The 24,081-nt window shown below is 40.3% G+C and carries 22 protein-coding genes; 14 read left to right on the top strand and 8 right to left on the bottom strand.

The annotated features are described in order from the left end of the window. Window positions 1–51: 51 nt before the first annotated feature. The 5 genes from U2718_RS21870 (at window position 52) to U2718_RS21850 (ending at window position 5,679) form a co-directional block, all read left to right on the top strand. Window positions 52–462, top strand: a complete 411-nt coding sequence (locus U2718_RS21870) for a DUF3110 domain-containing protein (protein WP_341996949.1) — start codon at window positions 52–54, stop codon at window positions 460–462. Between the two features lie 122 nt (window positions 463–584). Beyond that, window positions 585–1,511 (top strand): N-acetylmuramic acid 6-phosphate etherase, encoded by a 927-nt coding sequence (murQ, locus tag U2718_RS21865; protein WP_341996951.1) that lies wholly within the window; start codon window positions 585–587, stop codon window positions 1,509–1,511. A 405-nt stretch (window positions 1,512–1,916) separates the two neighbouring features. After that, entirely contained in the window at window positions 1,917–2,537 is a 621-nt protein-coding gene (locus U2718_RS21860) for a pentapeptide repeat-containing protein (protein ID WP_341996953.1), read from the top strand. Window positions 2,538–2,679: 142 nt separating this feature from the next. Beyond that, window positions 2,680–4,656: a DICT sensory domain-containing protein gene (locus U2718_RS21855; RefSeq protein WP_341996955.1), complete on the top strand. Its 1,977-nt coding sequence runs from the start codon at window positions 2,680–2,682 to the stop codon at window positions 4,654–4,656. Between the two features lie 816 nt (window positions 4,657–5,472). After that, the gene (locus U2718_RS21850; protein ID WP_341996957.1) at window positions 5,473–5,679 is read left to right on the top strand and encodes a hypothetical protein; all 207 of its coding nucleotides are present in this window, start codon (window positions 5,473–5,475) and stop codon (window positions 5,677–5,679) included. 51 nt (window positions 5,680–5,730) lie between these two features. Here U2718_RS21850 and U2718_RS21845 read toward each other — a convergent pair whose 3' ends face one another. Next, window positions 5,731–8,223 (bottom strand): tetratricopeptide repeat protein, encoded by a 2,493-nt coding sequence (locus U2718_RS21845; RefSeq protein WP_341996960.1) that lies wholly within the window; start codon window positions 8,221–8,223, stop codon window positions 5,731–5,733. A 407-nt stretch (window positions 8,224–8,630) separates the two neighbouring features. On the opposite strand from U2718_RS21845, the gene U2718_RS21840 reads away from it, so the two are divergent. The 4 genes from U2718_RS21840 to U2718_RS21825 all read left to right on the top strand — a co-directional run bounded on the left by U2718_RS21840 (window position 8,631) and on the right by U2718_RS21825 (window position 9,585). After that, complete coding sequence (locus U2718_RS21840; protein WP_341996962.1) at window positions 8,631–8,780, top strand: hypothetical protein; 150 nt, start codon at window positions 8,631–8,633, stop codon at window positions 8,778–8,780. 14 nt (window positions 8,781–8,794) lie between these two features. Next, the gene (locus U2718_RS21835; RefSeq protein ID WP_341996964.1) at window positions 8,795–9,040 is read left to right on the top strand and encodes a hypothetical protein; all 246 of its coding nucleotides are present in this window, start codon (window positions 8,795–8,797) and stop codon (window positions 9,038–9,040) included. Then, complete coding sequence (locus U2718_RS21830) at window positions 9,021–9,305, top strand: hypothetical protein (RefSeq protein WP_341996965.1); 285 nt, start codon at window positions 9,021–9,023, stop codon at window positions 9,303–9,305. The genes U2718_RS21835 and U2718_RS21830 overlap by 20 nt, the downstream gene beginning before the upstream one ends. A gap of 85 nt (window positions 9,306–9,390) precedes the next feature. After that, window positions 9,391–9,585 (top strand): helix-turn-helix domain-containing protein, encoded by a 195-nt coding sequence (locus U2718_RS21825; RefSeq protein ID WP_341996967.1) that lies wholly within the window; start codon window positions 9,391–9,393, stop codon window positions 9,583–9,585. Window positions 9,586–9,721: 136 nt separating this feature from the next. On the opposite strand, the gene U2718_RS21820 is transcribed toward U2718_RS21825, so the two are convergent. Beyond that, window positions 9,722–10,195, bottom strand: coding sequence for a TspO/MBR family protein (locus U2718_RS21820; protein WP_341996969.1), 474 nt, complete (start codon window positions 10,193–10,195; stop codon window positions 9,722–9,724). Window positions 10,196–10,754: 559 nt separating this feature from the next. Between U2718_RS21820 and U2718_RS21815 the strand changes: the two genes are divergently transcribed. From U2718_RS21815 to U2718_RS21805, 3 genes are all read left to right on the top strand, one after another. After that, window positions 10,755–11,195 carry a hypothetical protein gene (locus tag U2718_RS21815; protein WP_341996971.1) on the top strand — a complete coding sequence of 147 codons (441 nt, stop codon included), beginning with the start codon at window positions 10,755–10,757 and terminating at the stop codon, window positions 11,193–11,195. Between the two features lie 29 nt (window positions 11,196–11,224). Further along, entirely contained in the window at window positions 11,225–11,854 is a 630-nt protein-coding gene (locus tag U2718_RS21810; RefSeq protein ID WP_341996973.1) for a hypothetical protein, read from the top strand. 774 nt (window positions 11,855–12,628) lie between these two features. Further along, window positions 12,629–13,462 (top strand): hypothetical protein, encoded by an 834-nt coding sequence (locus tag U2718_RS21805; RefSeq protein WP_341996975.1) that lies wholly within the window; start codon window positions 12,629–12,631, stop codon window positions 13,460–13,462. Between the two features lie 261 nt (window positions 13,463–13,723). Here the strand turns inward: U2718_RS21805 and U2718_RS21800 are convergent, their stop codons facing one another. From U2718_RS21800 to U2718_RS21790, 3 genes are all read right to left on the bottom strand, one after another. Then, window positions 13,724–15,337, bottom strand: coding sequence for a hypothetical protein (locus U2718_RS21800; protein WP_411813347.1), 1,614 nt, complete (start codon window positions 15,335–15,337; stop codon window positions 13,724–13,726). A 9-nt stretch (window positions 15,338–15,346) separates the two neighbouring features. Then, entirely contained in the window at window positions 15,347–16,561 is a 1,215-nt protein-coding gene (locus U2718_RS21795; RefSeq protein ID WP_341996979.1) for an acetate kinase, read from the bottom strand. A 246-nt stretch (window positions 16,562–16,807) separates the two neighbouring features. Further along, complete coding sequence (locus U2718_RS21790) at window positions 16,808–17,038, bottom strand: hypothetical protein (protein ID WP_341996981.1); 231 nt, start codon at window positions 17,036–17,038, stop codon at window positions 16,808–16,810. A 252-nt stretch (window positions 17,039–17,290) separates the two neighbouring features. Between U2718_RS21790 and U2718_RS21785 the strand changes: the two genes are divergently transcribed. Then, entirely contained in the window at window positions 17,291–17,761 is a 471-nt protein-coding gene (locus U2718_RS21785; protein ID WP_341996983.1) for a hypothetical protein, read from the top strand. A gap of 70 nt (window positions 17,762–17,831) precedes the next feature. On the opposite strand, the gene U2718_RS21780 is transcribed toward U2718_RS21785, so the two are convergent. Both U2718_RS21780 and gap read right to left on the bottom strand, forming a co-directional pair. Then, complete coding sequence (locus tag U2718_RS21780; RefSeq protein ID WP_276747377.1) at window positions 17,832–18,827, bottom strand: transaldolase; 996 nt, start codon at window positions 18,825–18,827, stop codon at window positions 17,832–17,834. A 310-nt stretch (window positions 18,828–19,137) separates the two neighbouring features. Beyond that, a complete protein-coding gene (gene gap, locus U2718_RS21775) occupies window positions 19,138–20,184 on the bottom strand; it encodes a type I glyceraldehyde-3-phosphate dehydrogenase (protein WP_341996986.1) in 1,047 nt (348 codons plus the stop codon). Between the two features lie 324 nt (window positions 20,185–20,508). On the opposite strand from gap, the gene U2718_RS21770 reads away from it, so the two are divergent. Next, window positions 20,509–21,189 carry a Uma2 family endonuclease gene (locus U2718_RS21770; RefSeq protein ID WP_341996988.1) on the top strand — a complete coding sequence of 227 codons (681 nt, stop codon included), beginning with the start codon at window positions 20,509–20,511 and terminating at the stop codon, window positions 21,187–21,189. Between the two features lie 88 nt (window positions 21,190–21,277). Here U2718_RS21770 and U2718_RS21765 read toward each other — a convergent pair whose 3' ends face one another. Further along, window positions 21,278–23,659, bottom strand: a complete 2,382-nt coding sequence (locus U2718_RS21765; RefSeq protein WP_341996990.1) for a phosphoketolase family protein — start codon at window positions 23,657–23,659, stop codon at window positions 21,278–21,280. Between the last annotated feature and the right edge of the window lie 422 nt (window positions 23,660–24,081).

Here is a 24,081-nt window from a genome sequence, read left to right as displayed (position 1 = left end):
TACTATCACAGTATCACATATTAAAAAAATAGGCCCCAGATGATAGGAAAGATGATTACACCCATGCGTGTTTTTGTGTTAATTTTTAATGCTGGTACAGACAATGAGGGAATTCATACAATTCGAGTCAGCGATCGCAACAAAATTCTCATGTTTGAGTCAGAAGACGATGCCCTACGTTTTGCTTTGATGCTGGAAGCTCAGGATTTCCCCACACCGACAGTGGAGGCAATAGATGCGGAAGAAATTAAGGAATTTTGCCAAAGTGCTGACTATGATTGGGAAATTATCCCAGAAAACAGCGCATTAATAGTTCCTCCAGAAGTAAATGTTGAACAAACCGATTGGAAACCAGATGTACAAGAGGAATCTGTGCCTGAAAAACAGGAATCACAACAACAGCCAGAATTCTCTGATTCTGAACTTGAAAGAATACGTCGCAGATTGGAGGGATTGTTGTAGTTCGTCATTTAGTCAACATTTAATAGTCAATGATCACAATCCTTGACTGTAAATTTTGGACTGTTGACTTTGAGCTTCCCATCTCCGTGGCTAAATGACAAATGACAAAGGACAAAGAATAAATGACGAATTTGCAGGAGCGCGGGCATCTTTTAACTGAGCAGGTTAATTCAAATAGTCTTAATTTAGACCAGCTCAGTACTTTAGAATTGGTAGAACTATTTAATGATGAAGATCAAAAAGCAGTAGCTGCGGTGGCAGCAGCTAGAGTTGATTTGGCGGAGGCAATTGAACGTACTGCTGAGTGTTTGCGCCAAGGAGGACGTTTGTTTTATGTTGGTGCAGGCACAAGTGGTAGACTTGGTGTACTAGATTCTGCTGAGTGTCCACCTACTTTTTGTACGCCTCCAGAACTAGTACAAGGAATTATTGCTGGTGGTGCTGGCGCGTTGGTACGCAGTTCTGAAGACTTAGAGGATCGCGCTCAAGATGGAGAGGCTGCGATTCAACAACGACAAGTGACACAACTAGATGTAGTAGTTGGCATTACGGCTGGTGGTACAACACCTTTTGTTCACGGTGCAATTAATGCTGCTCGTCAAAGGGGAGCTACTACTATTTTTATTACCTGCGTACCAGTCGAACAGGTAAGCATGGAAGTAGATGTTGACATCCGCTTGTTAACCGGGGCAGAAATATTAGCTGGTTCTACTCGCCTTAAAGCAGGAACGGCAACAAAACTGGCTTTAAATATCCTTTCTACAGGTGTGATGGTACGTTTGGGTAAAGTTTATGGCAATCGCATGGTAGATGTAGCAGTTACTAATCAAAAATTACGCGATCGCGCTTTACGAATTTTGCAAGACTTAACAGGTTTAAGTCGTGAGGCATCTGGGTTTTTACTAGAACGAAGCGGTAAATGGGTTAAATTAGCACTGTTAATGCATTGGACTGGTTTGGAAAAAGAGGCAGGCTTAAAGTTGCTCTCAGAATATCAAGGTAATTTGAGAGCGGCTGTTGCTAGTCAAAAAAATCACAGTCAATCTTAAGAAGGTAGATAGCAGTAGACGCGGTAGATGCGGAGCCGCTACGCGCAAGAGCGTAGGTACGGCGTATCCGTTGGTAGGCAGAAGGTAGAAGGAAAGACTTGGATAAGGGGAGACAAGGGCATCTTAAAAATGTTTCGTCTTTGACTTCGATGGTACAGAGATAATTCTGTTTCTCAAAAAATCGCTACAAAGGTTATCTGCTTGTAGTAAGCACAAAAAGTGCTTACTACAAACTATGTGTAGCTCTAATTTTAAGAATCGGTAGTACCTATACAAAATTAATTACACATGCTCTCTCTGTGCTGTTCCTGCGTCCATGCACAGCGATAATTGGCTGATGTTCTAATTTTTGTTATATTTATTTACATAAGTTTACAAACTGACAAATTTCCAGTTGTAAAGAGCATGGATACTGATGACATTCTCAAACACCATAGTGCAGGTAACAAGGATTTTTTACAGGTTAGCTTGCGACAATTAAACTTGAGTGAAATCTGTTTAGCTGGGATAAACCTGGGGCAGGCAGATTTGAGCGGAACTAATCTATCTGGAGCTTCCTTGTATCGAGCCAATTTAAGTGAAGCAATTCTGGAGCAAGCAATTTTATGGAGAGTTGACTTAACAGAAGCTTTATTAATTTGGGCTTGTTTGAGCAAAGCTTGTTTAATTCGAGCAACCCTCACCAACGCGGATTTGCACAGAGCGATTTTAACTGAAGCTGATCTGCGGTTAGCTGATCTGCGTTATGCCGATTTGAGCAATACAAATCTTGAAGGTGCTGATTTACGCTATGCCGATCTCACTGGTGCCAATCTAGCAGGTGCAAATTTGAGAAAGGCAGATTTGACTGGAGCAAATTTGAGTAAGGCAGATTTGTACAATGTCAGTTTGACAAAAGCTATTTTGTCAAGAACCGATTTACGCAATACAGACTTAAGCTGCATCAATTTGGGTGATGTTGATCTGCGTGATGCCAATTTGGGTAAAACTTTTTCGCCAGAATCAATTCTGCGCAGAGCAGGCTGATAGCACCCTGCTTGATGATATCATTCATACATTGATTGTGGCGATCGCATAATCATGATTTTAGAAGAGCAAATCATTTTTATAGCTCCGTAGTATTAGTTTAAAAACTTGTAACAGAAGGCGGCTCTAAAGCTTATTAGTGATGAAGAGTGCCAATTCACTATTGCAGGATTTACTTCAAACTCTACCGCATCTACGCCCTCAGATTTATTTCAAGGCTTCCTTGACAGCGCTTTCTCACGCAATGGAAGACTTGGTGCTGGTAGGGAAAGATCAACCTTTGGTAATTGCTAACTTTCAGCAGGAGCGTTTCTATCGTCAGGAGAGTCGTCGCTATCAGCGAATTGCCCAGCGTACAAATGAGATTTATGTCTTAGCTGCACAAGAGTCTGATTTTGCAGCGGTTTCAGCTCCCTATTTCACCATTCCCCTTGCTCCAGAAGATGATTTAGCACAGGAATGGCATCTGATTATTATTGGTAAAAAGTATGCTGCCTGTATAGTTGCCCTTGAATTTGCTTCCCCAATAGATGCAGCAGCACTGGATCAAGCAAGGCAATTTAAAGGAATTTGGACTTTTGAGCGTCAGATTAGTATAGTTGCAGCTGGGCTGTTACTTGATAAGATTTTAGTATATCGCCCAGACTTGGCTGCTGCTGTCAAGCGATCGCAAAAGCGCTACGGTTTATCTTCAAAAGCTTTGCCTGGAGTAGCAAGCGATCCCATACTAGAAATTGATGCCAGATTGTTTACTGATCGCCTGGTAACCTATTTGCAATCTAGTCAATACAAGCAGCTCAAAGCCTATCGCACCATTACAAAAAAAGAGCGCAATGAACGGTTAATTAATTTAATTACCGCCGCTATCCGCAGTTCTTTAAAACCGGAAGAGGTTTTCCAGATTGCAGTTAGAGAATTGGGGCAGTTATTTAGCCCTTGTCGTTGTCTGCTTTACCCATATCAAGTGGGTGATGTGGCAGCGCCGATTGAGTATGAATGGGTAGCCTTTGATTTTCCGGCAATGAAAGGCGAAAATTGGTCATTAGCAACTCATCCACTGTTTCAAGCTGCTTTATTTGGCGATCACTCACTTGCCATTACTGACACTACAAAAGATTTGGGTATACGAGCAGATTCAAAGTTAAGTACTCAACTACAGCGTTGGCAGATTCGCTCGTGCTTGCTAGTGCCAATTCGCTATCAAGAAACCTGGTTAGGAATATTGGAATTACACCACTGCGGTGACTGTGCCTATGTTTGGAGTGATTCCGAGCAGGCTTTGGTAGAAGCGATCGCTACCTCTGTAGGAGTTGCCCTCATCCAAGCTCAAGCTTACCGTAATCTAGAAACTCTTAACCAGCAACTAGCAGCACTAGAACGTACCCAAAGCAACCTCATAGCGATCGTAGGACATGAATTGCGTACTCCTTTATCTACTATCCAAATTTGTTTGGAGAGTTTAGTTAGTGAAGGGGATATGCCACCAGAAATGCAGCAGTCAATGTTGAAAACTGCTTTAACCGATTTAGAAAGGATGCGGCGGTTGATCCAGGATTTTCTGACTCTCTCTCGTTTAGAAGCAGGTTCGATGCGCTGGCAGTTAGAGCCAATTTCTTTACAAGTGAGTCTAGATTTAGTTTTGGGTAGCCTTAAAGAACGCTTATCAGTACAGCCTTTACCTCAAATTGTTCTGGAACTACCACCAGAATTACCCCTAGTACAAGCGGATGGCGAAGGGTTGATTGAGGTATTGATTAAGCTTTTAGAAAATGCTTGTAAGTTTACCAATTCTGATGGCAAGGTAACGATTCGTGCTCAAATCATAAATCATAAAACAGAATCAGTTACTTCGGTTTCTTCTCAAAAAAAGCCGAAGTTACAAAGGATGTTAGAAATCATTATTGCAGATACAGGTCGGGGAATTGAACCAAATCAGCTAGAAGCCATTTTTCAACGCTTTTATCAAGAAGAAGGTTTCCTACGACGCACAATTGGCGGCACTGGATTGGGTTTAGCGATTTGTCGTCAAATTGTTCAAAAGCTAGGGGGAGAGATTTGGGCGACTTCTGGCGGTAAAAACCAGGGTAGCGAGTTTCACTTTACGTTGGCGATCGCTTAGAGGTGATGTTGTTGAGTGAAAATTATATTTTGTCATATCAAAATTTATTGACGCAGACAGCATCAATTCTCCTTAAATTCTTGTTGTCAGACAACCCAGTCAAAAACACAAAGTCTTAGTAAGAAAGGGTTGGAGTTTACCAATAGGCTGAAAAAACAACTATAAGCTTTTATTTATACATTATTATTTAATTTTTTCAGCATAATTGCTACTTGACAAAAGCCATGTTATCTTGGTTGCTGATGAATAAGCTTTAATATATGCCCCTGGAAAAACGAAACAACAAGCTAACAGAGACGATATCGCGCATTCCTAATCTAACTACACAATTTCATACCACTAAGATAACTAGAACTGAATTTGACGCAGCCAAGATGCGATTGTTAGAGAGAGAGCTTTCAATCACCAATAACCTTATGACTTGGTTTAGTGTCATTTTTTTTCTAGGATGCTTAGTATTAAGCTATACAATTGTATCCTACAAAGTCAGGGAAAATAGTGTGTACGATAAACCAACTGAACATTTTATACGGCACACAATATAGAATCAGATGGTAAATAGTTAGGACTTACACAGCATCCCTCTCCAATCCTCTTTTCTCCGTGTTCCCTGCGTTGCTCCAGTTGCTACAAGTCTCTTAACCCGCAAGGGCGCACTGGCTTCTCTGCGGTTTATTATTCCGTAGACTCGTGCGTAAGTCCCGATAGTTATATTGTTTACAAATTTTCTAAAGTTAATCTATAAAAATAACATTGAGTTCCTAAAGTATACGTATAATTAATTACTTAATAATTAATTATAGCGGAGTAGCTTTGATGGTATTTTCACCAATGGTGGGAACTAGGGTTCCTGAAAAATGGCAGCAGAAGATTCAATTCTTAGCCCAAGCTTCTGGATGTACTGAAGCAGATGTAGTTAGGGAAGCGATAGCGCGATATTTGGAGGAAGTTTTCCCTGATGATATCATGCTTGAAATTTGTATGTCTGCAAACGTCTCCCATCAGAGCAAATTAATAAGTTAGAGTCAAAGTTAGTAGTTTTGAGAGGGCTTGGAGAATAATTTCTAAGTTCTACTATCTAGTGCCTAACTCTTGAAGTTGTTTTTCAGCTTTTTGATGTAACTCTTGCTCACTGTCTAATTCTAAAACTTTTTTGAAGTCTTTTATAGCCTTGTCTTTACTACCTTTGTTTTTATAAGCAATTCCTCGGTTGTAGTAAGCATCAGAGAGCTTAGGATTAAGTATGAGAGCTTGTTTGCAGTCACTAATGGCGCGATCATACTCTCCTTTTTGAAGGTATACCTGACATCGGTTGCCGTAAACCTCAGCTAGATTAGGATTGAGTTTAAGGGCTTGATCGTAGTCAGCAATAGCGCGATCGTATTCTTGTTTGGGGTAGTAGGCATTTCCTCGGTTATTGTAAGTTTCGACTAGATTGGGATCAAGTTGAATAGCTCGGTTGTAGTCAGCAATAGCGCGATCGTATTCTTGTTTGGGATAGTAAGCATTTCCTCGGTTGTTGTAAGCTTTAGCATCATAGGGATCAAGTTGAATAGCTCGGTTGTAGTCAGCAATGGCGCGATCGTAGTCTTTTTTGTAGTAGTAAGCTAGCCCTCGATTGTAGAAAACTTTAGCATCATCGGGGTTAAGTTTAATGGCTTGGTTGTAGTCAGCAATAGCGTGATCGTAGTCTTTGTTGTAGTAGTAAGCTAGCCCACGATTGTAGTAAACTTTGGCATCATCGGGATCAAGTTTAATGGCTTGGTTGTAGTCAGCAATAGCGCGATCGTAGTCTTTGTTGTGGTAGTAAGCTTGTCCCCGATTATAATAGGCTTTGATTAAGCTAGAGTTAAGTCTGAGAGCTTGGTTGTAGTTAGCAATGGCACGATTGTAGTTTTTTTTGTAGTAGTAAGCATTCCCTCTATTGTTATAAGCTTCGGCTAGATTAGGATTAAGCTTAATGGCTAGATTGTAGTTAGCAATAGCACGATTGTAGTCTTGTTTATCAGTATAAGCTAATCCCCGATTGTTGTAAGCTTCGGCATCATCGGGATTAATTCTTAAAACTTGATTGTAGTCAGCAATGGCGCGCTCATAGTCTTTTTTGTAGTAATAAGAATTTCCTCTATTTTTATAAACTTTAGCATCCTTAGAATCAAGGTTAAGGGCTTGGTTATAGTCAGCAATAGCGCGCTCATAGTCTTTTTGGCGATAGTAAGTATTACCTCGCTTTTTGTAAGCTTTTGCATCATCGAAATCAACTTTGAGAACTTTGTTGTTATCAGTAGAAGATTTGTTATTATTTTTTGGAACAGCTTTATTAACATCAGACAAATCCTGTTTTTTTTCAGCCTCTGCTAAATTAGGATCAAGTTTAAGAGCTTGGTTATAGTCAGCAACTGCGTGTTCGTAATCTTTTTTGTCGGCATAAGCTAGTCCTCGATTTTTATAAGCCTCTGCTAAATTAGGGTCAAGTCTAAGGGCTTGATTATAGTCAGCAATAGCGTGGTCATATTCTTTTTTAGAGTAGTAAACATTACCTCTATTGTTATATGCTTTAGGATCATGAGGATCTAGTTTGAGGGCTTGATTATAGTCAGCGATAGCACGCCCATAATCTTTTTTATAGTAGTAAGCAACTCCTCGATTATTGTAAGCATTAGCTAAGTTAGGATCAAGTTTGAGGGCTTGATTGTAGTCAGCAATGGCGTGATCATAATTTCTTTTCTCAGCATAGACTAGTCCTCTATTTTTATAAACCTTAGCTATATTAGGGTCAATTTTAATAACTTGATTGTAGTCAGCAATAGCGCGGTCATACTCTTTTTTATAGTAGTAAGATAGTCCTCGATTATAGTAGGCATTAACTAAATTAGAGTCTAAATAAATGGCTTGATTATAGTCAGCAATAGCATGATCGTAGTATTTTTTTTGAGCATAGGTATTTCCTTTATAGAAATAAATTATGCTTTTATCTAAAGTAAGAACAGATTTTTTGATTTTTAGTGCCTCATTGAAACTAGCAATAGCTTTATCCAAATCGCTGGCTTTGTAGTGGATTATTCCTATAGTAACAAGGCTTAAATAAATCATTTCATTGGAGACGCTAGTTTGCAATTTAAAACTTTTTAATTCGGATACGTCTGCTGTTTTCTCTAATCGTTTGATTTTAGGTAATTCTTTTATAGAACGTAAAACCTCAAAGTGGGCGCTCAACTGTACTGCTACATCTGTCGCTCCATAATCACCCCAGATTACAATAGTTGCCTGATGTTTTTTGCCTTCGTTACGAGCATCCCTTTGTCCTGTAATAGTTTTATTTAAATATTGGATTTTAACACCGGGAAAGCCTCTAGTAGCATCATCTAAACTATCAAAAATATTTTTAGTAACACGGTAATTTTTTTGTTTGGAATCCGAATCTTCAAAATTAGCTAGCATAACAATAATGTCATTGTTTGATAAATTTCGCCACGTATAAAACCCAGCAGTACTCAAGATAAAAGTAGCAATCATGCCAGTGATGACTAAGCGATAGCAAGACGAAATACCTGCAAAATAGGGCATAGTTAAAAACTTATAACGTTTATTCTCAAAACCCTCTTAATTATGTTGTTTTCTTCTCAGACTTTATCGAAATCTGGAGATGAAAACTTTCTTAAAAAACTGTTTTTGGTTAAGCTTAAAGAATAGAACAAGATGTAGAGTTGTTTTACCGTAATTATTCTTGAAGACTTCCATAGCGTTTAGATGAAAATTAGTAAATTATAAATGTAATTTTTGTATTAATTATTCACAAGTATTCTAAATTACATATTATGAGACTTAATGGCAGCAGTGCTAACTCTAATACACTGAAATTATTTTTGTCATCCAGATGAATTCTTTGTGCTTACTTCTTAGTACTTCATCCCTAAAACAGTTCTCTTTGTTTTAAGATAAATTACAAAATACTGCTGTTAAAACTTCCCAAGTTGAATATTCACAGCACAGTTTATGGGCGATCGCTCCAGACATATTTGCGTAAATACACTGCTACTTTAATTTTTCCTTTTCATAAATACCGCAAAAACACGGTTACACTCTTTTGCGATCCCGATCAAAACTGCAATTATCCAGTTTAATTAGGGTGCATTTTATGACAAGCCCTGCAATGACGGTGATTCGAGTCAATCTGGAAAGGGCAAAAGAGGTTGCTCAAGAATTAGAGCAAGCTTCATATACTCAGCTCAGTGCTTATTGCTTGGAAATTTTGAGGCAGATAGGATGCTCTGATACTGAACTCCCTGTCAACTTACAAACTCGTGAGCAGCAGCTAAATTTCATCACAGGTTTTGCATCTTATGCTTTTGGGGAGGTACTAGATGTTCAAAGCATTCATTGAGGATATAGAGGATATATTTGATTACTCGCAATCAGTAGAAAACACTGGTTTGTTTCCAACCGATGAGGATTTGTTGACTTTATACGAAAAATTCTCTGGATTTGATATCCCCACAAACGTATTCTTACAAGCTATATCTATTGCTGCTTATGATCGTGCATCTGCTTTTCGCTATGCCGATTATTACGTGAGTGTTCTTAAGAATGAGAATAAACGTCAAAATTTACTGACATTAGACGATGAGTTTGATTTTGCAAGTAATTGAGGCAACTTGATACTTTACTTCAAATAAGACTGATTCAACTAAGTATTCAAAGTAAATTTAGCAACCTAGAAGTAGGAAACAAACTATGCTTAATCGCGGAATTTCAACTTTGGAAGCAGCCAGACGTTTAGGTATAGATCTAAGCCAAATGCACCAAATTTTACACTCAGGACAGCTTCCCACTCGAAGACGAAACGGACAACGAGTTATTACTGAAGGTGCTGTGCAGGAATATCAAGCCAGAAAAAGGCTTATTTGTCGCCATCAAGATTGGTATTGAGGAGGAGGCAGAAGGAAATTAGGACAAGGGGATGGGAAGACAAGGAGCAGGAATATGAGTCACGTCTTTTTCTCCATGTCCCCACCTCACCCAATCCTCTTCCTAATCCCCAATCCCTGATACCCAGTACCTTTTTTTATTTGCCTACACCGGGATTAAGTTGAATCAACACCCAAGTCAAATAAGTACCAAATGGCCCCCAAAGAGCGTAAGGTAAAAATAGCCAAGAAGCGGTTCTAGAAATTGGTTTAACTAGAAATGCCAGAATGTACACAAGAATGCTTGCTAAACCACCAACAATCATTCCACCAAAAAGGCTGCGGAGTTCAACCACAATCGGACTATAAGCTGAAGTTAAAATAGCGATCGCTGCATACATCGCCATTAAAAACCAAGGGCGAAACCTTTTTGAGCTTTTATCCCATACTAAGATTGCAGAAATTGTTGTACAACTCCAAATCAAAAACCAGACAAACGGGATGATAAACTCAAATGTCAACCAGTCTGGACGTTGCAAGCTCTGAAACCAGGGATCGCGTAAAGATGTAAACAGGCTGCCGCCAAAAAACAGCGCTGCTGAGACTGCGACAATAATCCATCTAGCTTTCACAACAAATACCTGTAAAAGTAGGATTTTATTAGCAGTTTAGACTTTAGTGAACATTATTGCACCTATCTTGAGTTTAAAACCTCACTCTGTTCTAGCGGACGGGGTGAAGATTACAAGACTTCTTGCAAAAATCAGGATCTAGATTTATTACAACCACAGATAAACACAGATAGACACAGATATTATCCGTGTTCATCTGTGTCTATCTGTGGTCGATTTTTCAGATCTTGCACCAGTTGCTTGATTGCAATTCTTGTAGGATGGGCACTGCCTAACTTTCTTCAAACTCTTATTTTTACATTCTAGACAGTGCTCCGAAGTTCCCTGGGCGTGGGAAACCCGCCTGCAGGTTCTCTCCACCTTACGGTTATAGAGAATGCTACAAGTCTCAGAGTTATTTGAAAATCGAATGAGTGCAAAAGATTTACTCTACATAAACCGCTACAATCACCTGAATTGGTGATCCAAAAGCATGAGTTCAATTGCTGCCATCTCTATTTAGGATGAGGACTAATGAACAGCAAAAAAGCCCATCATAAATAAAATTTGGGAGGCAAGAGTGCTCAAGACGACTCCAAGAAATTGGTTTACTTGGAATTGTGATGTTGTAGAGGATAATTTATCTATTGGAAGTATTGAATTTTCAACTTGGGGAGAGGCTGGTCAATTTTTTATTTCAAATTCTTGCTGTACAGCTTACCGTGAAACTCCAGTAAGTGCAATTTTTTTTCTAGAACAAAACGGTGAACGTATTGCCTGGGCTGTGAAACCTAATCCCTTTGCAAGAATATTTGAAATTAACTATGCTGATACCAAATACGAGCTAAAAGCTGAATCTCCTTTTTCTGGAGAGTTTGTTTTACAAGAGCGCGAACTAATAATCGGTGCAATTAGTCTTGAACATCTTTTTACTCGCAGAGCGATCGCAGATTTGCCTACAACTATTCCCTTGCCTTTGAGGCTGTTTATGATTTGGCTTGTACTTTTGCGACGTTGCTGAAATAGTAATGCTAAAAAAGCATCAAAATTATGAATAAGATTTTTTCTATTATGAGTGCGATCGCACTCATCTTTAGCAATGGCTGTACCGTGCAAGTGAACCCCACTCCCACGCCCACTCCTACTCCACCAACAGCCCAACCGAAATCAAATACAATTACTGACACCATTAATGTAGAAGGAGAAAAACAGAAAATTACGCTCAACCTCTACAAAAGAGCAGGTTTACCCTTTACAACCTATGTACCAGCCAATCGTTTTGTAGATCAAACAGTTAGTTCCGGGGAGGGAACAGCAGTATGGTTTTACTGGCTTCAACCTGATAGTAATCCTAATAAAAACGTGTACGTACAGTTTTTCTTTCCTGGTGAAAAGTTAACTTTGCAACAGACAACAGAAAGATTATTGGGAAATAATGGTTTATTTGCCATCAATAAATGGCAAGTAACTAACCGTTCTCAAGCTCAAGAGGATTTATATCCTTGGGCAACAGAAAAAATAGTCTTTCGGCAACAAGGCGATCGCAATATCGTTGGCAGTGTCTTTGTTGGTGAATACAATGGCAGAGCCTTCTGGGCAGTACAACATTACCCAGCAGAATTCGGCGATGGTTTTGAGCCTTTAGCAGGAAAAATCTTTAGTTATTTGCAATTGATTTAGGGGAGCAGCTTAGTCTAAAGCTTTTAGCCCCTAATCCAAAAAATATTAATTTGGTCGATTTGTCAATCTCTTATTCTAAGTATATTTATCTGCTTAATATATTTACTACTTACGGGTGATGTTTAAGCAATCATCAGTCAAATGATATAAAAATCATAATTTGTGTAATTCCTAACACATACCAATTTTGAATTATAAAGTCTTTACCAAAAGACTATTCCAAGTTTCCCAAACATTACGACCTAGCTGTAGTTAGTTTTACGGATATTTCTTAAGTAGGTAAACAAGCAAGACTGTTAAGTTACAAAAAAGTCAGGGAATCCAAACAAATACGTGATTATACTTGAACTCTCAACTTTTTTAATACATAATCTATAAAATAAATTAATTTTTAAACATTAAAAAATGATTAAAACTTTAGTTTACTAACATCACAATAAGTTGCTAATTGTAACGTAGTCTAAATCTAAATCAATAAAATCTAAGTTTTAAAAGCATACTGTAATATTTCTAGATCATTGCTAATCTTTACATAAATTAATTACTCAGTACTAATACCAAGTACATTAATATACATAGTCTTATTTGCTACTCCATGTTTTTGACAAATATAGGGAATTACGGATAGATTTTGAAGAAAAAATTAAATAATAATGCAACAGATGATTTTTCTAGACAAAAATCAAGTTAAACACCATAACACAGCGTCTTCAAATTGTAATTAATTTGATGGTATTGCTGTGAAATTTTGAGTGTTTTTCTAAGTAAATTAGCATGACACAACTGACTTCTATGCAATCGATGACTTATCTGGATTTGCAATCTCTTTCGTTTAATAATAATGCAACTAACCTAGCCAAAGCCAACTTTTCAAGCTCTAAAAAAATGGCGGAAATTTTGGATAAAAGAATTAAAGCCAAGAAGAGAGTTGCTAAATCAGATATTATCGATGAAATACACCGTTTTGCAATTCAGAAGCATCTAGTATTAACGAATTGGATGTATTCAAAGCTTCTTAGTCAAGACTTATCTACACAAGGATTTAAAATCTTTTTTAATGATTATTATCATGCTTCCTGTCATGGCTTCTTTTGGATCGTTTTACGTCAAGCATTAAATGCACACCAAGACAAGACTTGGCGCAATTATATAAAAACTATGCTTGCAGAAGAAAGTCAGCCGCGGATGCATTGTGTAATTTTAAAAGAATTTATTGAATCTTGCGGTTTTCAAATTCAAGAACCAGTTGTTGCACAACAATTTATTGATGCAATGGTAAAAGGTTTTACAAGTGATATTCCTTTTGCCTTGGGATATTCACTAGGAGTAGAAGTGGAAGGTGCGTATCAAATTGATCTGATTGAACAAAGTTGCAAACCAAAATTCTCAGAACAGTTAGCGCAAACAATTTGGTTTGAAATCCATTTAGACTCTAGTGGTGAAGAAGAACACGCTAATCAAGCAGTTGATACGATTGAGAGAAAATTGAATAACGAATCCGATCTAGAGCGATTGCGCCAAGGTTTTTTTCAAGCGTGTGATGATACTTACAATTTTATGGAGTCACTGTACCAGCATATTGCAACAGTCACAACAGCTACCAGGTAAGCCCGCTACCCTCGTTACCAGGTTGAACCTGGTAACGAAAAATAGAGCCTCTGGCTCTGATATCACCCACCGAGTAACGGTGAAAAACACTTCTGTTGTCTTTCCTTCTGCCTCTTTGAAGTTCAGAGCCTCGCGGAGCGTAGACGCCGAAGGCGGCTCTCGTAGAGTACCCGAAGGGCTTCTCGCAGAGTGGAGCTACTGCTAACGGAGGGAACCTCCGCACGGCGCTGCTCTCTGCCCTCTGCCTTGTTTCTTAAAACTTCACAAATCTGTAAAAACCCAGGCTCCTGTTGTATCAAACCAATTAAATGTCACTTCTTCTCCATTGAGTTTCCAGCGTCGGGGACAGGTGTTGTACAACCAATCAAGGGGTTCTGCTGGGGGTAATTCCTTAGCAGCAAATGTAAAAGCTCTCTCTAAGGCTTGACGTTGTTCAACTTTAATAGAAGCGGGATTTGCGGAGACAAAGAGGGGAGTTCCACTTTGAGCAACAAGTGTCAACCACTCTTGATTTTTTTCCCACGGCACTAAGGGAGTTAACCCTACACAATCAGCATCTACAGCATGAAATGCTTGATGTTGAGGAATGCGAAATGCTAAGGTGTTAATGCCCATGCGCCGAGTTCGTTCCCACTCCAAACCACTTGTATCGTCTCCAATACGTTGGAGTTCAAAAAAACCCGCACCTAGATGATTAACTGTATTGCAGCCGATGAGGATTGCGTCTTTTGCGCTCTCACGTAATGCCTGGTACAGCTCTAAAATTATTTCTGCTGTGGTACGAGAGCGATCGCTAAATGCCCATCCATCATCAGTAAGTTCTGCTCCCAAAGGTTTTACCCAAGTTTGCCGTCCCCAGCGTCCGAAAATATCCCAAGCTGTAAAATCATGTTTAATAAGTTGATATCCCCAGTCGAGAAAACGCTGCATATCATTGCGTATTAATTCCAATATCTCTGGTTGGGAAGGATCGAGGGGATATTCTATTCCCAAATGACTTTGACGCTGAACTCCTAACTTCCATTCTTGCGGCACATACTCTGCTGTCAATAGAGGGCGAAACCATAGCCCTGGTTTAGCACCAACTGCCTGAATTTGTGACGCTAAGGCTGCCATATCTGGAAATTTAGCATTTCCCATACACCAAGGGCCGCCATTACCTGGTTCTCGACAGATTTGCCATCCGTCATCAATAACCATGTATGGGCGATTATCTGTGTTTGGAGATAAATCGCTAACTAATTTGGCTTCATCGAGAATTTGAGTAGCTGAACTTTTACCGTAGGCGTGATACCAGTTATTTCCTCCATATACGGGGTGAGATGGCAGCCTGGGAGATGTACACAACTGTTGACAAAATGCCTGCGCTGCCTGAAAAGGAGTTTCACCTTCTTCTCCTCTTCTAAATACGACAGTTGCTGCCTCTAAAGTTCGAGTTCCCAGTTGAACGCCTACACTACCACAGCGCACATCTAACCATAAACTCACTCCTTCTGCATCTGTCTGCCAGAAACAAAGAGAGCGCGATCGCGTTTTTACTCCCAATCCATGCGTTGATTTGCCATCATAAATCAATATATACCAGGGCATGACGCGTTCTGGGAAAAGTCCTCGCCATTCTAGTTCTCCATAACTGCGTTCCCAACTATCTCCGAGAAAGCGAGATTGTTCAGGAAATTCTGTCTGCCAGCGCAAACAAAGGCGACAAATTGGAAGCTTCGGACTTGTTAGGAAAACTTTTAAGCTATTTTCCTCCAATTCCAGCAAGCATTCAACACTCTTTGCAGTCCATTTTCCTTCTGGCTGATGTGATAAACAAATAACTTCCCTAGAGGAGTACAAATTTACTCGGTCAGGATATCTGAGAAAATCCATTAACATGAGCTACATCAGTAATTGCCAACATTCAGTTGCGATCGCCCAATCTTCTTGGGTATGAATTACTAATACTCGCACCGTTGAGTCAGGGGCAGCAATATCTGAGTCTACTGGATTGCCCATATTTTTTTGCGAATCGAGTTTCAATCCCAAAAATTCAAAAGCTTCACAAGCCCCAGCGCGAATATCAGCAGCATTTTCACCTACACCAGCAGTAAATACTAAAACATCTAGTCCTCGCAAACTCGCAATCATCGCACCAATATAGGACTGCAAGCGATGTACGTATATATCCCAAACTAATTGAGCGCGAGAATTACCTTGAGCGATCGCTTCACGAATTCGCCGCATATCACCAGACACTCCCGAAATTCCACGTAAGCCGGAGTTTTTATTTAAAACATTATCTAATTTATCAACAGTATAACCATCTTGTCGCAATAAGTGGATGAGAATACCAGGATCAACAGCACCCGAACGACTGCCCATCATCAGTCCATCTAGCGGTGTGAAGCCCATTGTTGTATCTATGCTGCGACCGTTTTTAATTGCTGCTAGAGAGCAACCGTTGCCGAGATGACAAGTGATTAATTTTAGAGAAGCTAAATCTCGACCGAGAATTTGAACCGCCCGTTGAGCGCAATACTGATGACTAATGCCGTGAAAACCGTAGCGACGGATACCTTGCTCTACCCACTCGTAGGGGCCGGGATAGATTGCTGCTGCATCGGGTATACTGCTATGAAAAGCGGTATCAAAAACTGCTATCTGGGGGACATCTCCCAACAGTTGCTCTATTGCCTCGATGCCTTGTAAATTTGCGGGATTGTGGGCAGGTGCAAGACTGCAAAGACAAGCGATCGCACCTTTTACATCTTCAGTAATTACTACACTTTCACGGTATTCTTGTCCACCATGTACTACCCGATGTCCTACTACATTAATTTCTGACAGTTCATCAATTACTTGGGTAGAACCTTTGTATAGAGTATCAAGTAGATAAGCAATAACTTGAGGACGGGACTCTGCTGAGATTTCTGCTTGCAACGATTCTCCAGTAGCGGTTTTAACCTCTATTTCTGCAACGCCTTGACGATGAGTCCAATCTACTTTCCCTTCCCAAAGAGGTTGGAGTGGTTCTTGAGGGAGAACTGCACCTGTTATCTCGTACAGACAACTTTTTTGGCTACTCGATCCGGCATTTAGTACCAGTATTTTCATAGTCAGAAGAAAATTCTGTCTTTTATTTTGTAGCTTTTACCGTTTGTGTAGCCAACTTTCGCCAGAGGGATAACTGCTTTGCTGGTTTCGTCTCGCTAAACTCCGTGTGCTAGGAGAAATTGAACGGCGTTTACAGCAGCACTATTCATGGGATGACTGAGTTCGATGCTTCGCAGCAGCACGTTAGTGTCAACCAAGTACCTCATCGCTGGCTATCTTCCCGTTCGCGGTAAATGCTTTCGCGGCTTATCGCTTCATCAGAAAGTGGCAGTGTTTTAATAGAGTGGCTTCTAGCCCAGTTGACAAATTTTCTGCCCGCTCTTGAGGAGAGAGAACGGCTGAGGATGATTGCTCTGAAGCGGTAAGCAAAGTATCAATAGTCACTTTCAATAGCTCTTCTACTGATATACCACGGGCAGAGGCTTGGGCAATTAAGCGAGCTTCGATGTCCGGAGAAAGTTCGAGAGTAATGCTCATCTTCACAATCCTCTAAGACGTTTGATTCGCTTGTAAATCATCGATTATTACCACAGCAGTTCAGCTTCCGAGCCTTATGAAGAAGAGACAGAGCCTTCCTCAATCAATACTTTTCCAGCCTTGAGCTTGGCAAAGAGAAAAAAGTAAAAAAACTATTTAAAATTATCTTCATAAAACTTTCAATACTGCTACTGATGTTGCTCATATATTTTCTTTAGAAAATGAAAAATGAAATAATATACTGCAAAAATAATGCAACTTATAGATTTTTTAGTTAATGTCAATGGCATTGCTCAATTATTCGGTGGTGATGGGCAATTTTTAGGAGTTTTATCAAGCAACACATACAACGCAAATTCAATTCTTAATCAGTATGGATTTTATGGCGGTCAGTATGGTGTTTTCAGCATAAGTAATCCTTACGGTTTATACGGTGGTCAATGGGGTGTATACAGCCCTTACAATCCCTACTGCACTTATCCTCCTATTATTATCTATGGGAATAATCCAGTAATCATAGTTACACGAAACCCTTATGCACAAACTAATGGGTTGCCAATAATTGATCCTGATTTGCTACTTGGGGTGTACACTCAATTAGCCCAATCTCCAATAAACGTTAATTTGGTACAAGCACACCTGCAAGCACTTACTCAAGCCAGCAAATCTAATGCAGAAGCTATTAACAGAGCTATGCAAATAAGTGCCAGTATGTTTCGTTAAAAAATCCCCTAACCTCTTGGAGAGGACTAGGGGGAATCTCATTCATTGTAGAGATATACAGCAATTACGATTAAACAGTGACTTTAGCCTCTAATTTAGTCAGTCTTTCTGCTAATAGTTGTTCTAAAGTTTCCAGTGCCTTGGTAAAACCTTTGATACCTTCGTCTAGTTTTTCTGATGCCATGCGATCGCTCGCGTGCATCTTGTCAAAGGTAGCTTTGTCCATCGAAATTTTTTCAATGTCCATACCTGCTGCTTTCTGGGGATCGAGTTTGCGAGGTAGTTCACCAACAGTTGCCTGCAACTCACCCAAAAGTGCTGGAGAAATAGTCAACAAGTCGCAGCCTGCGAGTTCGGTGATTTCGCCGATATTGCGGAAGCTAGCTCCCATCACTTCGGTTTGATAGCCGAATTTCTTGTAGTAGTTGTAGATAGTTGTGACAGAAACAACTCCCGGATCTTCTGCTGGAGCGTAATCTCTTCCGGTTTCTTTTTTGTACCAATCGAGAATGCGTCCGACGAAAGGAGAAATTAGAGTAACTTTAGCTTCAGCGCAGGCGATCGCTTGATGCAAACCAAACAGTAAGGTAAGGTTGCAGTGAATTCCTTCTTTTTCCAGTATTTCAGCAGCGCGAATACCTTCCCAAGTCGAAGCAATTTTAATCAGAATGCGATCGCGGGAGACTCCAGCAGCTTTGTACTGGGCAATTAATTCCCGTGCTTTAGCTACTGTCCCTTCGACATCGTAGGATAAGCGTGCATCTACCTCTGTAGACACCCTACCAGGGATAATCTGCAAAATCTTTAATCCAAAGGACACTGCCAAACGATCAAACGCAACAGAAACTATCTGCGCTTGACTTGCTCCCGAACCAGCATCTTTCTTTGCTTGGAGTAAAGTCTGATCGACGATTTCTTGATATTCCGGCATCTGTGCCGCAGCGGTAATCAAGGAGGGATTGGTAGTCGCATCTTGTGGCTTGAACTTTTCAATTGCTTTAATATCTCCCGTATCTGCGACTACTACGGTCATTTCTCGCAATTGTTCAAGTAAATTCTTCGACATTTTTAACCTCTTGAATGTAGTTGGTTCAGGACAGATACCATTTAGCTGTAATGCTATTGATGCTTAAATTTAGTGGTAATGAGTAATTGGTTATTTAGAGATTAATTAATATTCTTGATTACTGATTACCAATTACACATTAAGAATTTTGGAAAAAGTCCTGAGTACTCCCCTCCTGGCCTATTCTAGGCAGGTTCTTTGCAGATTGGTTGTGCGATCGTATGCAATTTCGTTAAATCATTTTGCAATTTTGAGCAAAAAGATCCCCGATTTTTTCAAAAAGTCGGGGATCAGAATCTTATCCTCTTAATCAGACTGCTACTGGTGTGCGCTCCAATAGTCCTTCTTTCTGTGCCATTGACAACATGAGGTCAACTACCCGATTGGAATAGCCCCACTCATTGTCGTACCATGCCACAACCTTGAAAAAGTTGGAATTAAGCTCAATACCAGCACCAGCGTCGAAGATGCTAGAGCGAGAATCACTTTGGAAATCTGTAGAAACTACTTCCTCATCTGTGTATCCTAGTACACCTTTCAATTCTCCCTCAGTAGCTTCCTTCATGGCAGCACAGATTTCTTTATAACTAGTAGCCTTAGCTGTCTTAAAGGTTAAATCAACCACAGAGACATCGGGTGTAGGAACCCGGAAGGCCATACCTGTCAACTTGCCTTTCAACTCTGGTAATACTAGTGCTACTGCTTTGGCTGCCCCAGTAGATGAGGGAATTATATTCTGTGCAGCACCGCGTCCGCCGCGCCAGTCCTTCTTAGAAGGGCCATCTACGGTGGGTTGGGTGGCAGTCATCGCGTGGACTGTCGTCATCAAGCCTTCAGTCAAACCAAAGTTATCATTGATCACCTTGGCAATGGGGGCAAGACAGTTAGTAGTACAGCTGGCATTAGAAACAACTGTATCTTTGGCTGGGTCGAACAAGTTATGATTTACACCTACCAACAAAGTCTTAACTTTTTCTGGATCTTTGGTAGGAGCAGAAATTATCACTCGCTTTGCTCCTGCCTTCAAATGATTTGCCGCTCCATCGTAGTCTGTGAAGAGTCCCGTAGATTCGACAACATAATCTGCACCTAATTTACCCCAGGGCAAATCAGCCGGATTCCGAATTGATACGCAAGGGATAAATTGCCCATTCACAACGATACCGTCATCTTTTGCTTCCACCTGGCCCTTATACATACCGTGGGTGGAGTCATATTTTAATAAGTAAGCGAGATTGTCTGGCGGCACCAAGTCATTAATACCCACAAATTCGATGTTAGGGTTATCGATGCCAGCGCGAAACACCAGACGCCCAATCCTACCAAATCCGTTAATACCTACTTTCAACTTAGCCAAGATATAATCTCCTATTCCTGAAACTCTACCAAGAGTTATTTTCCTCCCCTTCACGCTGCATTCAGCGGGGATAATTCATTTGGCTTTAGTCACTATAAAGTTTGACTTACCCGATCCTGACAGCCTGAGTCAACAAAAACGGTTTTAATTGGCATCTTTTAAGATTCTTGTAATATTCTTAGGATTTTAACTTTATAAAAATACCAACAATATACCGAAATCAACAACGTACTTAAAATCCAGAGGTGGCTAATGAGTTTATTTTAGATTGTATCTAGCGATGGCTAAAATAAATCCATAACTACTTGATGCCGCAACAATTCTATGAATATTACTCAAGAATTAGCTTCTCAAGGAGGCATCTGCCAAGATGTTATTTTTCCACCTGGTGATTTATATAGTGATGAGCCTCCCTTGGAAAGCGAATTGCATCTACGACAAATAATTTTACTTTTGACGTGTCTAGAATGGCTGTGGCGAGACAGAAATGATTTCTATGCTGCTGGAAATTTGACTATTTACTATAGTCCACGCCAACTGAAATCAGAACATTTCCGAGGGCCAGACTTTTTTGTAGTGCTGGGAACTCAACGTAAAACCCGTAAAAGTTGGGTGGTTTGGGAAGAAGATGGGAAATACCCCAATCTAATTCTAGAAATTCTTTCCGATTCAACAGCAAATACAGACAAAGGTTTAAAAAAAGAAATTTATCAAGATACTTTCCGCACGCCGGATTATTTTTGGTTTGACCCATACACATTAGAATTTGCAGGATTTCATTTAGTAGATGGAGAATATCAACCTCTGCAAGCATCGGAACAAGGATATTTGTGGAGTCATCAGCTAGGGTTATATTTGGGAGTTCATCAGGGATTATTGCGGTTTTTTACACCAGATGGGCAACTAGTAGCAACACCTGAAGAAACAGCACAACAAGCAGAACAAAAAGCACAACGTTTAGCAGCGAAATTGCGGGAGTTAAATATCGACCCGGATACAATTTAGCCTAATGCAGTGTGCTATGGATTCTCATTTTGATAAACCCAGCTTTTTCAAAAAGCCAGGTTTATTTTTAATGACTTAGTTTTGCCATTTAATAGGGCCATTGCCAGTCGCGAATTTCCGGCATATCTTCACCGTACTTGGCGATGTAGTGTTTGTGCTCAATGAGCTTATCATGGAGCATCTGCTTTACATAAGCTGCTTTATAACCCAACTTTGGTACTCTATCTATCACGTCATCTGCTAAATTAAAACGGTCTAAGTCGTTTCTTACAACCATATCAAAGGGTGTGGTGGTGGTTCCTTCCTCTTTGTAGCCGCGCACGTGCAAGTTATTGTGGTTAGTACGGCGATAGGTAAGACGATGAATCAACCAGGGATAGCCATGAAAGGCAAAGATAATTGGTTTATCTGTAGTGAAAATACTATCAAAGTCTTTATCACTTAAACCGTGAGGATGTTCGCTCGGTGGTTGCAATACCATCAGATCGACTACGTTTACTACCCTCACTTTCAAATCGGGGAAGTTCTGCCGCAAAATGTCTACTGCTGCCAAGGTTTCCAAAGTAGGAATATCACCAGCACAAGCCATGACTACATCGGGTTCGCTACCTTGATCGTTGCTTGCCCATTCCCAAATACCAATACCTTTGGTACAGTGCTTGATTGCTGCGTCCATGCCAAGGTACTGTAAAGCAGGTTGTTTTCCGGCAATGATGACGTTCACATAGTCACGACTTCTCAAACAATGGTCGGTTACTGACAACAGGCAATTGGCATCGGGGGGTAGATACACCCGAATCACGCCTGCTTTTTTGTTGACAACAATATCAATAAAACCCGGATCTTGGTGAGAGAAGCCGTTGTGATCTTGCCGCCAAACGTGGGAAGTAAGCAGATAATTGAGGGAAGCAATTGGTCTGCGCCAGGGAATGTCACGGGAAGTATCCAGCCACTTGGCGTGCTGGTTAAACATTGAGTCTACGATGTGGATAAATGCTTCATAGCAAGAAAAGAAGCCGTGACGGCCTGTAAGCAGGTAACCTTCTAACCAACCCTGGCAAGTAGTTTCACTGAGAATTTCCATTACTCGTCCATTGGCAGATAGGTTTTCGTCTTCAGGGACGGTGTCGGCTACCCAAGTTCGACTGGTAATTTCAAATACAGCGTCCAATCGATTTGATTGGGTTTCGTCCGGGCCAACAATCCGAAAATTATGGCTTTCTTGGTTGAGTTTTAGTATGTCTCGCAGGAATTTTGCCATTACCTTTGTAGCTTCGGCAACAACTCTACCTGATTCAGGAACATCCACAGCGTAATTTTGAAAGTCGGGCATTTTTAAGTCGCACAGTAGAATGCCACCATTGGCGTGGGGGTTGTCACTCATGCGCCGTTGCCCTTTGGGAGCCAGTTCTGCCAGTTCGGGTTTGAGTTTACCACGCTCATCAAAAAGTTCTTCTGGCTTGTAACTTTTCATCCAGTTCTCTAACAGTTTGAGGTGTTCTGGCTTACTTGCTAACTCGCCAAAGGGAACTTGGTGCGATCGCCAAAAATCTTCTGTTTTTTTTCCGTCTACTTCCTCTGGCCCTGTCCAGCCTTTAGGGCTTTTCATTATAATCATCGGCCATTGAGGGCGCTTGCGAAAGCCATGATTGCGAGCTTCTTCTTGAATATCTTTAATTTCTCTGATGATTGTATCTAGTGTTGCTGCCATTAATTGATGCATGGCTTCCGGATCAGAACCCTCGACGTAATAGGGCTTATAGCCATAACCAACAAACAAACTTTGCAATTCTTCACGGCTCATCCGTGCTAACACGGTAGGGTTGGCGATTTTATATCCGTTTAAGTGCAGGATGGGGAGAACTGCACCATCATGTACAGGATTCAGAAATTTATTGGAATGCCAGCTAGTAGCTAAAGCACCAGTTTCTGCTTCCCCATCGCCAACAACACAGGCAACAATTAAGTCTGGGTTATCAAAGGCAGCGCCATAAGCGTGGGATAACGAATAACCAAGTTCACCGCCTTCATGGATAGAACCGGGAACTTCAGGAGTGCAATGGCTGCCGATACCACTAGGGAAAGAGAACTGTTTGAATAGCCGTTTCATTCCTTCTTCGTCTTGGGAGACATTAGGATAGTACTCACTGTACGTGCCTTCCAAGTATGTATTGGCAACTATACCAGGGCCGCCATGACCAGGCCCGGCAATATAAATCATGTTCAGATCATTTTTCTTAATGATCCGGTTGAGATGAACGTAGAGAAAGTTGAGTCCCGGAGTTGTCCCCCAATGCCCTAAAAGTCTAGGTTTGATATGTTCTATTTTCAGTGGCTCTTTCAGCAGGGGGTTGTCGAGGAGATAAATTTGTCCAACCGTTAAATAGTTAGCTGCACGCCAGTAGGCGTTCATTTTGCGCAATTCTTCATCTGTTAACGGTTTTGTTTGGGGAAGGCTTGCTAAAGTCATATCCAAACTCCATAACAATCATTTTTATGAAAGTTTATTTATCTTCAGTATGAAGATCATCTTACTTACGAAAAATTTTTCTCTTATTTCCCAGAAGTTGATATTAGTGGCTGTTTTAGTGGCTGTTATAGCCAGGACTTACGCATGAGTTACGGAAGAATCAACCGCAGAGAACGCAGAAAACACGGAGAAAAGAGGGTTTTAGAGGAATGTTGCGTAAGTTCTAATAGTTAAATATTTATTTTTGAAATTTAAATTTATGGGGTGTATTGATAACCATTATGGAAAGTAAGTAGACTAAATATTTACTTACAATAATCTTAGCTAGATGTCAAAAAATATATTAATTTTTATAATATCTGTAAGTATTTCTAATCCTTTTAATTTCAAAACTATATCTTTGGGTAGAGTTTTTATAAAAG

It is taken from the genome of Chlorogloeopsis sp. ULAP02, from assembly GCF_038404745.2.
Classification (GTDB): domain Bacteria; phylum Cyanobacteriota; class Cyanobacteriia; order Cyanobacteriales; family Nostocaceae; genus Chlorogloeopsis.
Note: the sequence above shows the minus strand (reverse complement) of the source record. Positions and strands in the feature narration are given on the sequence as shown.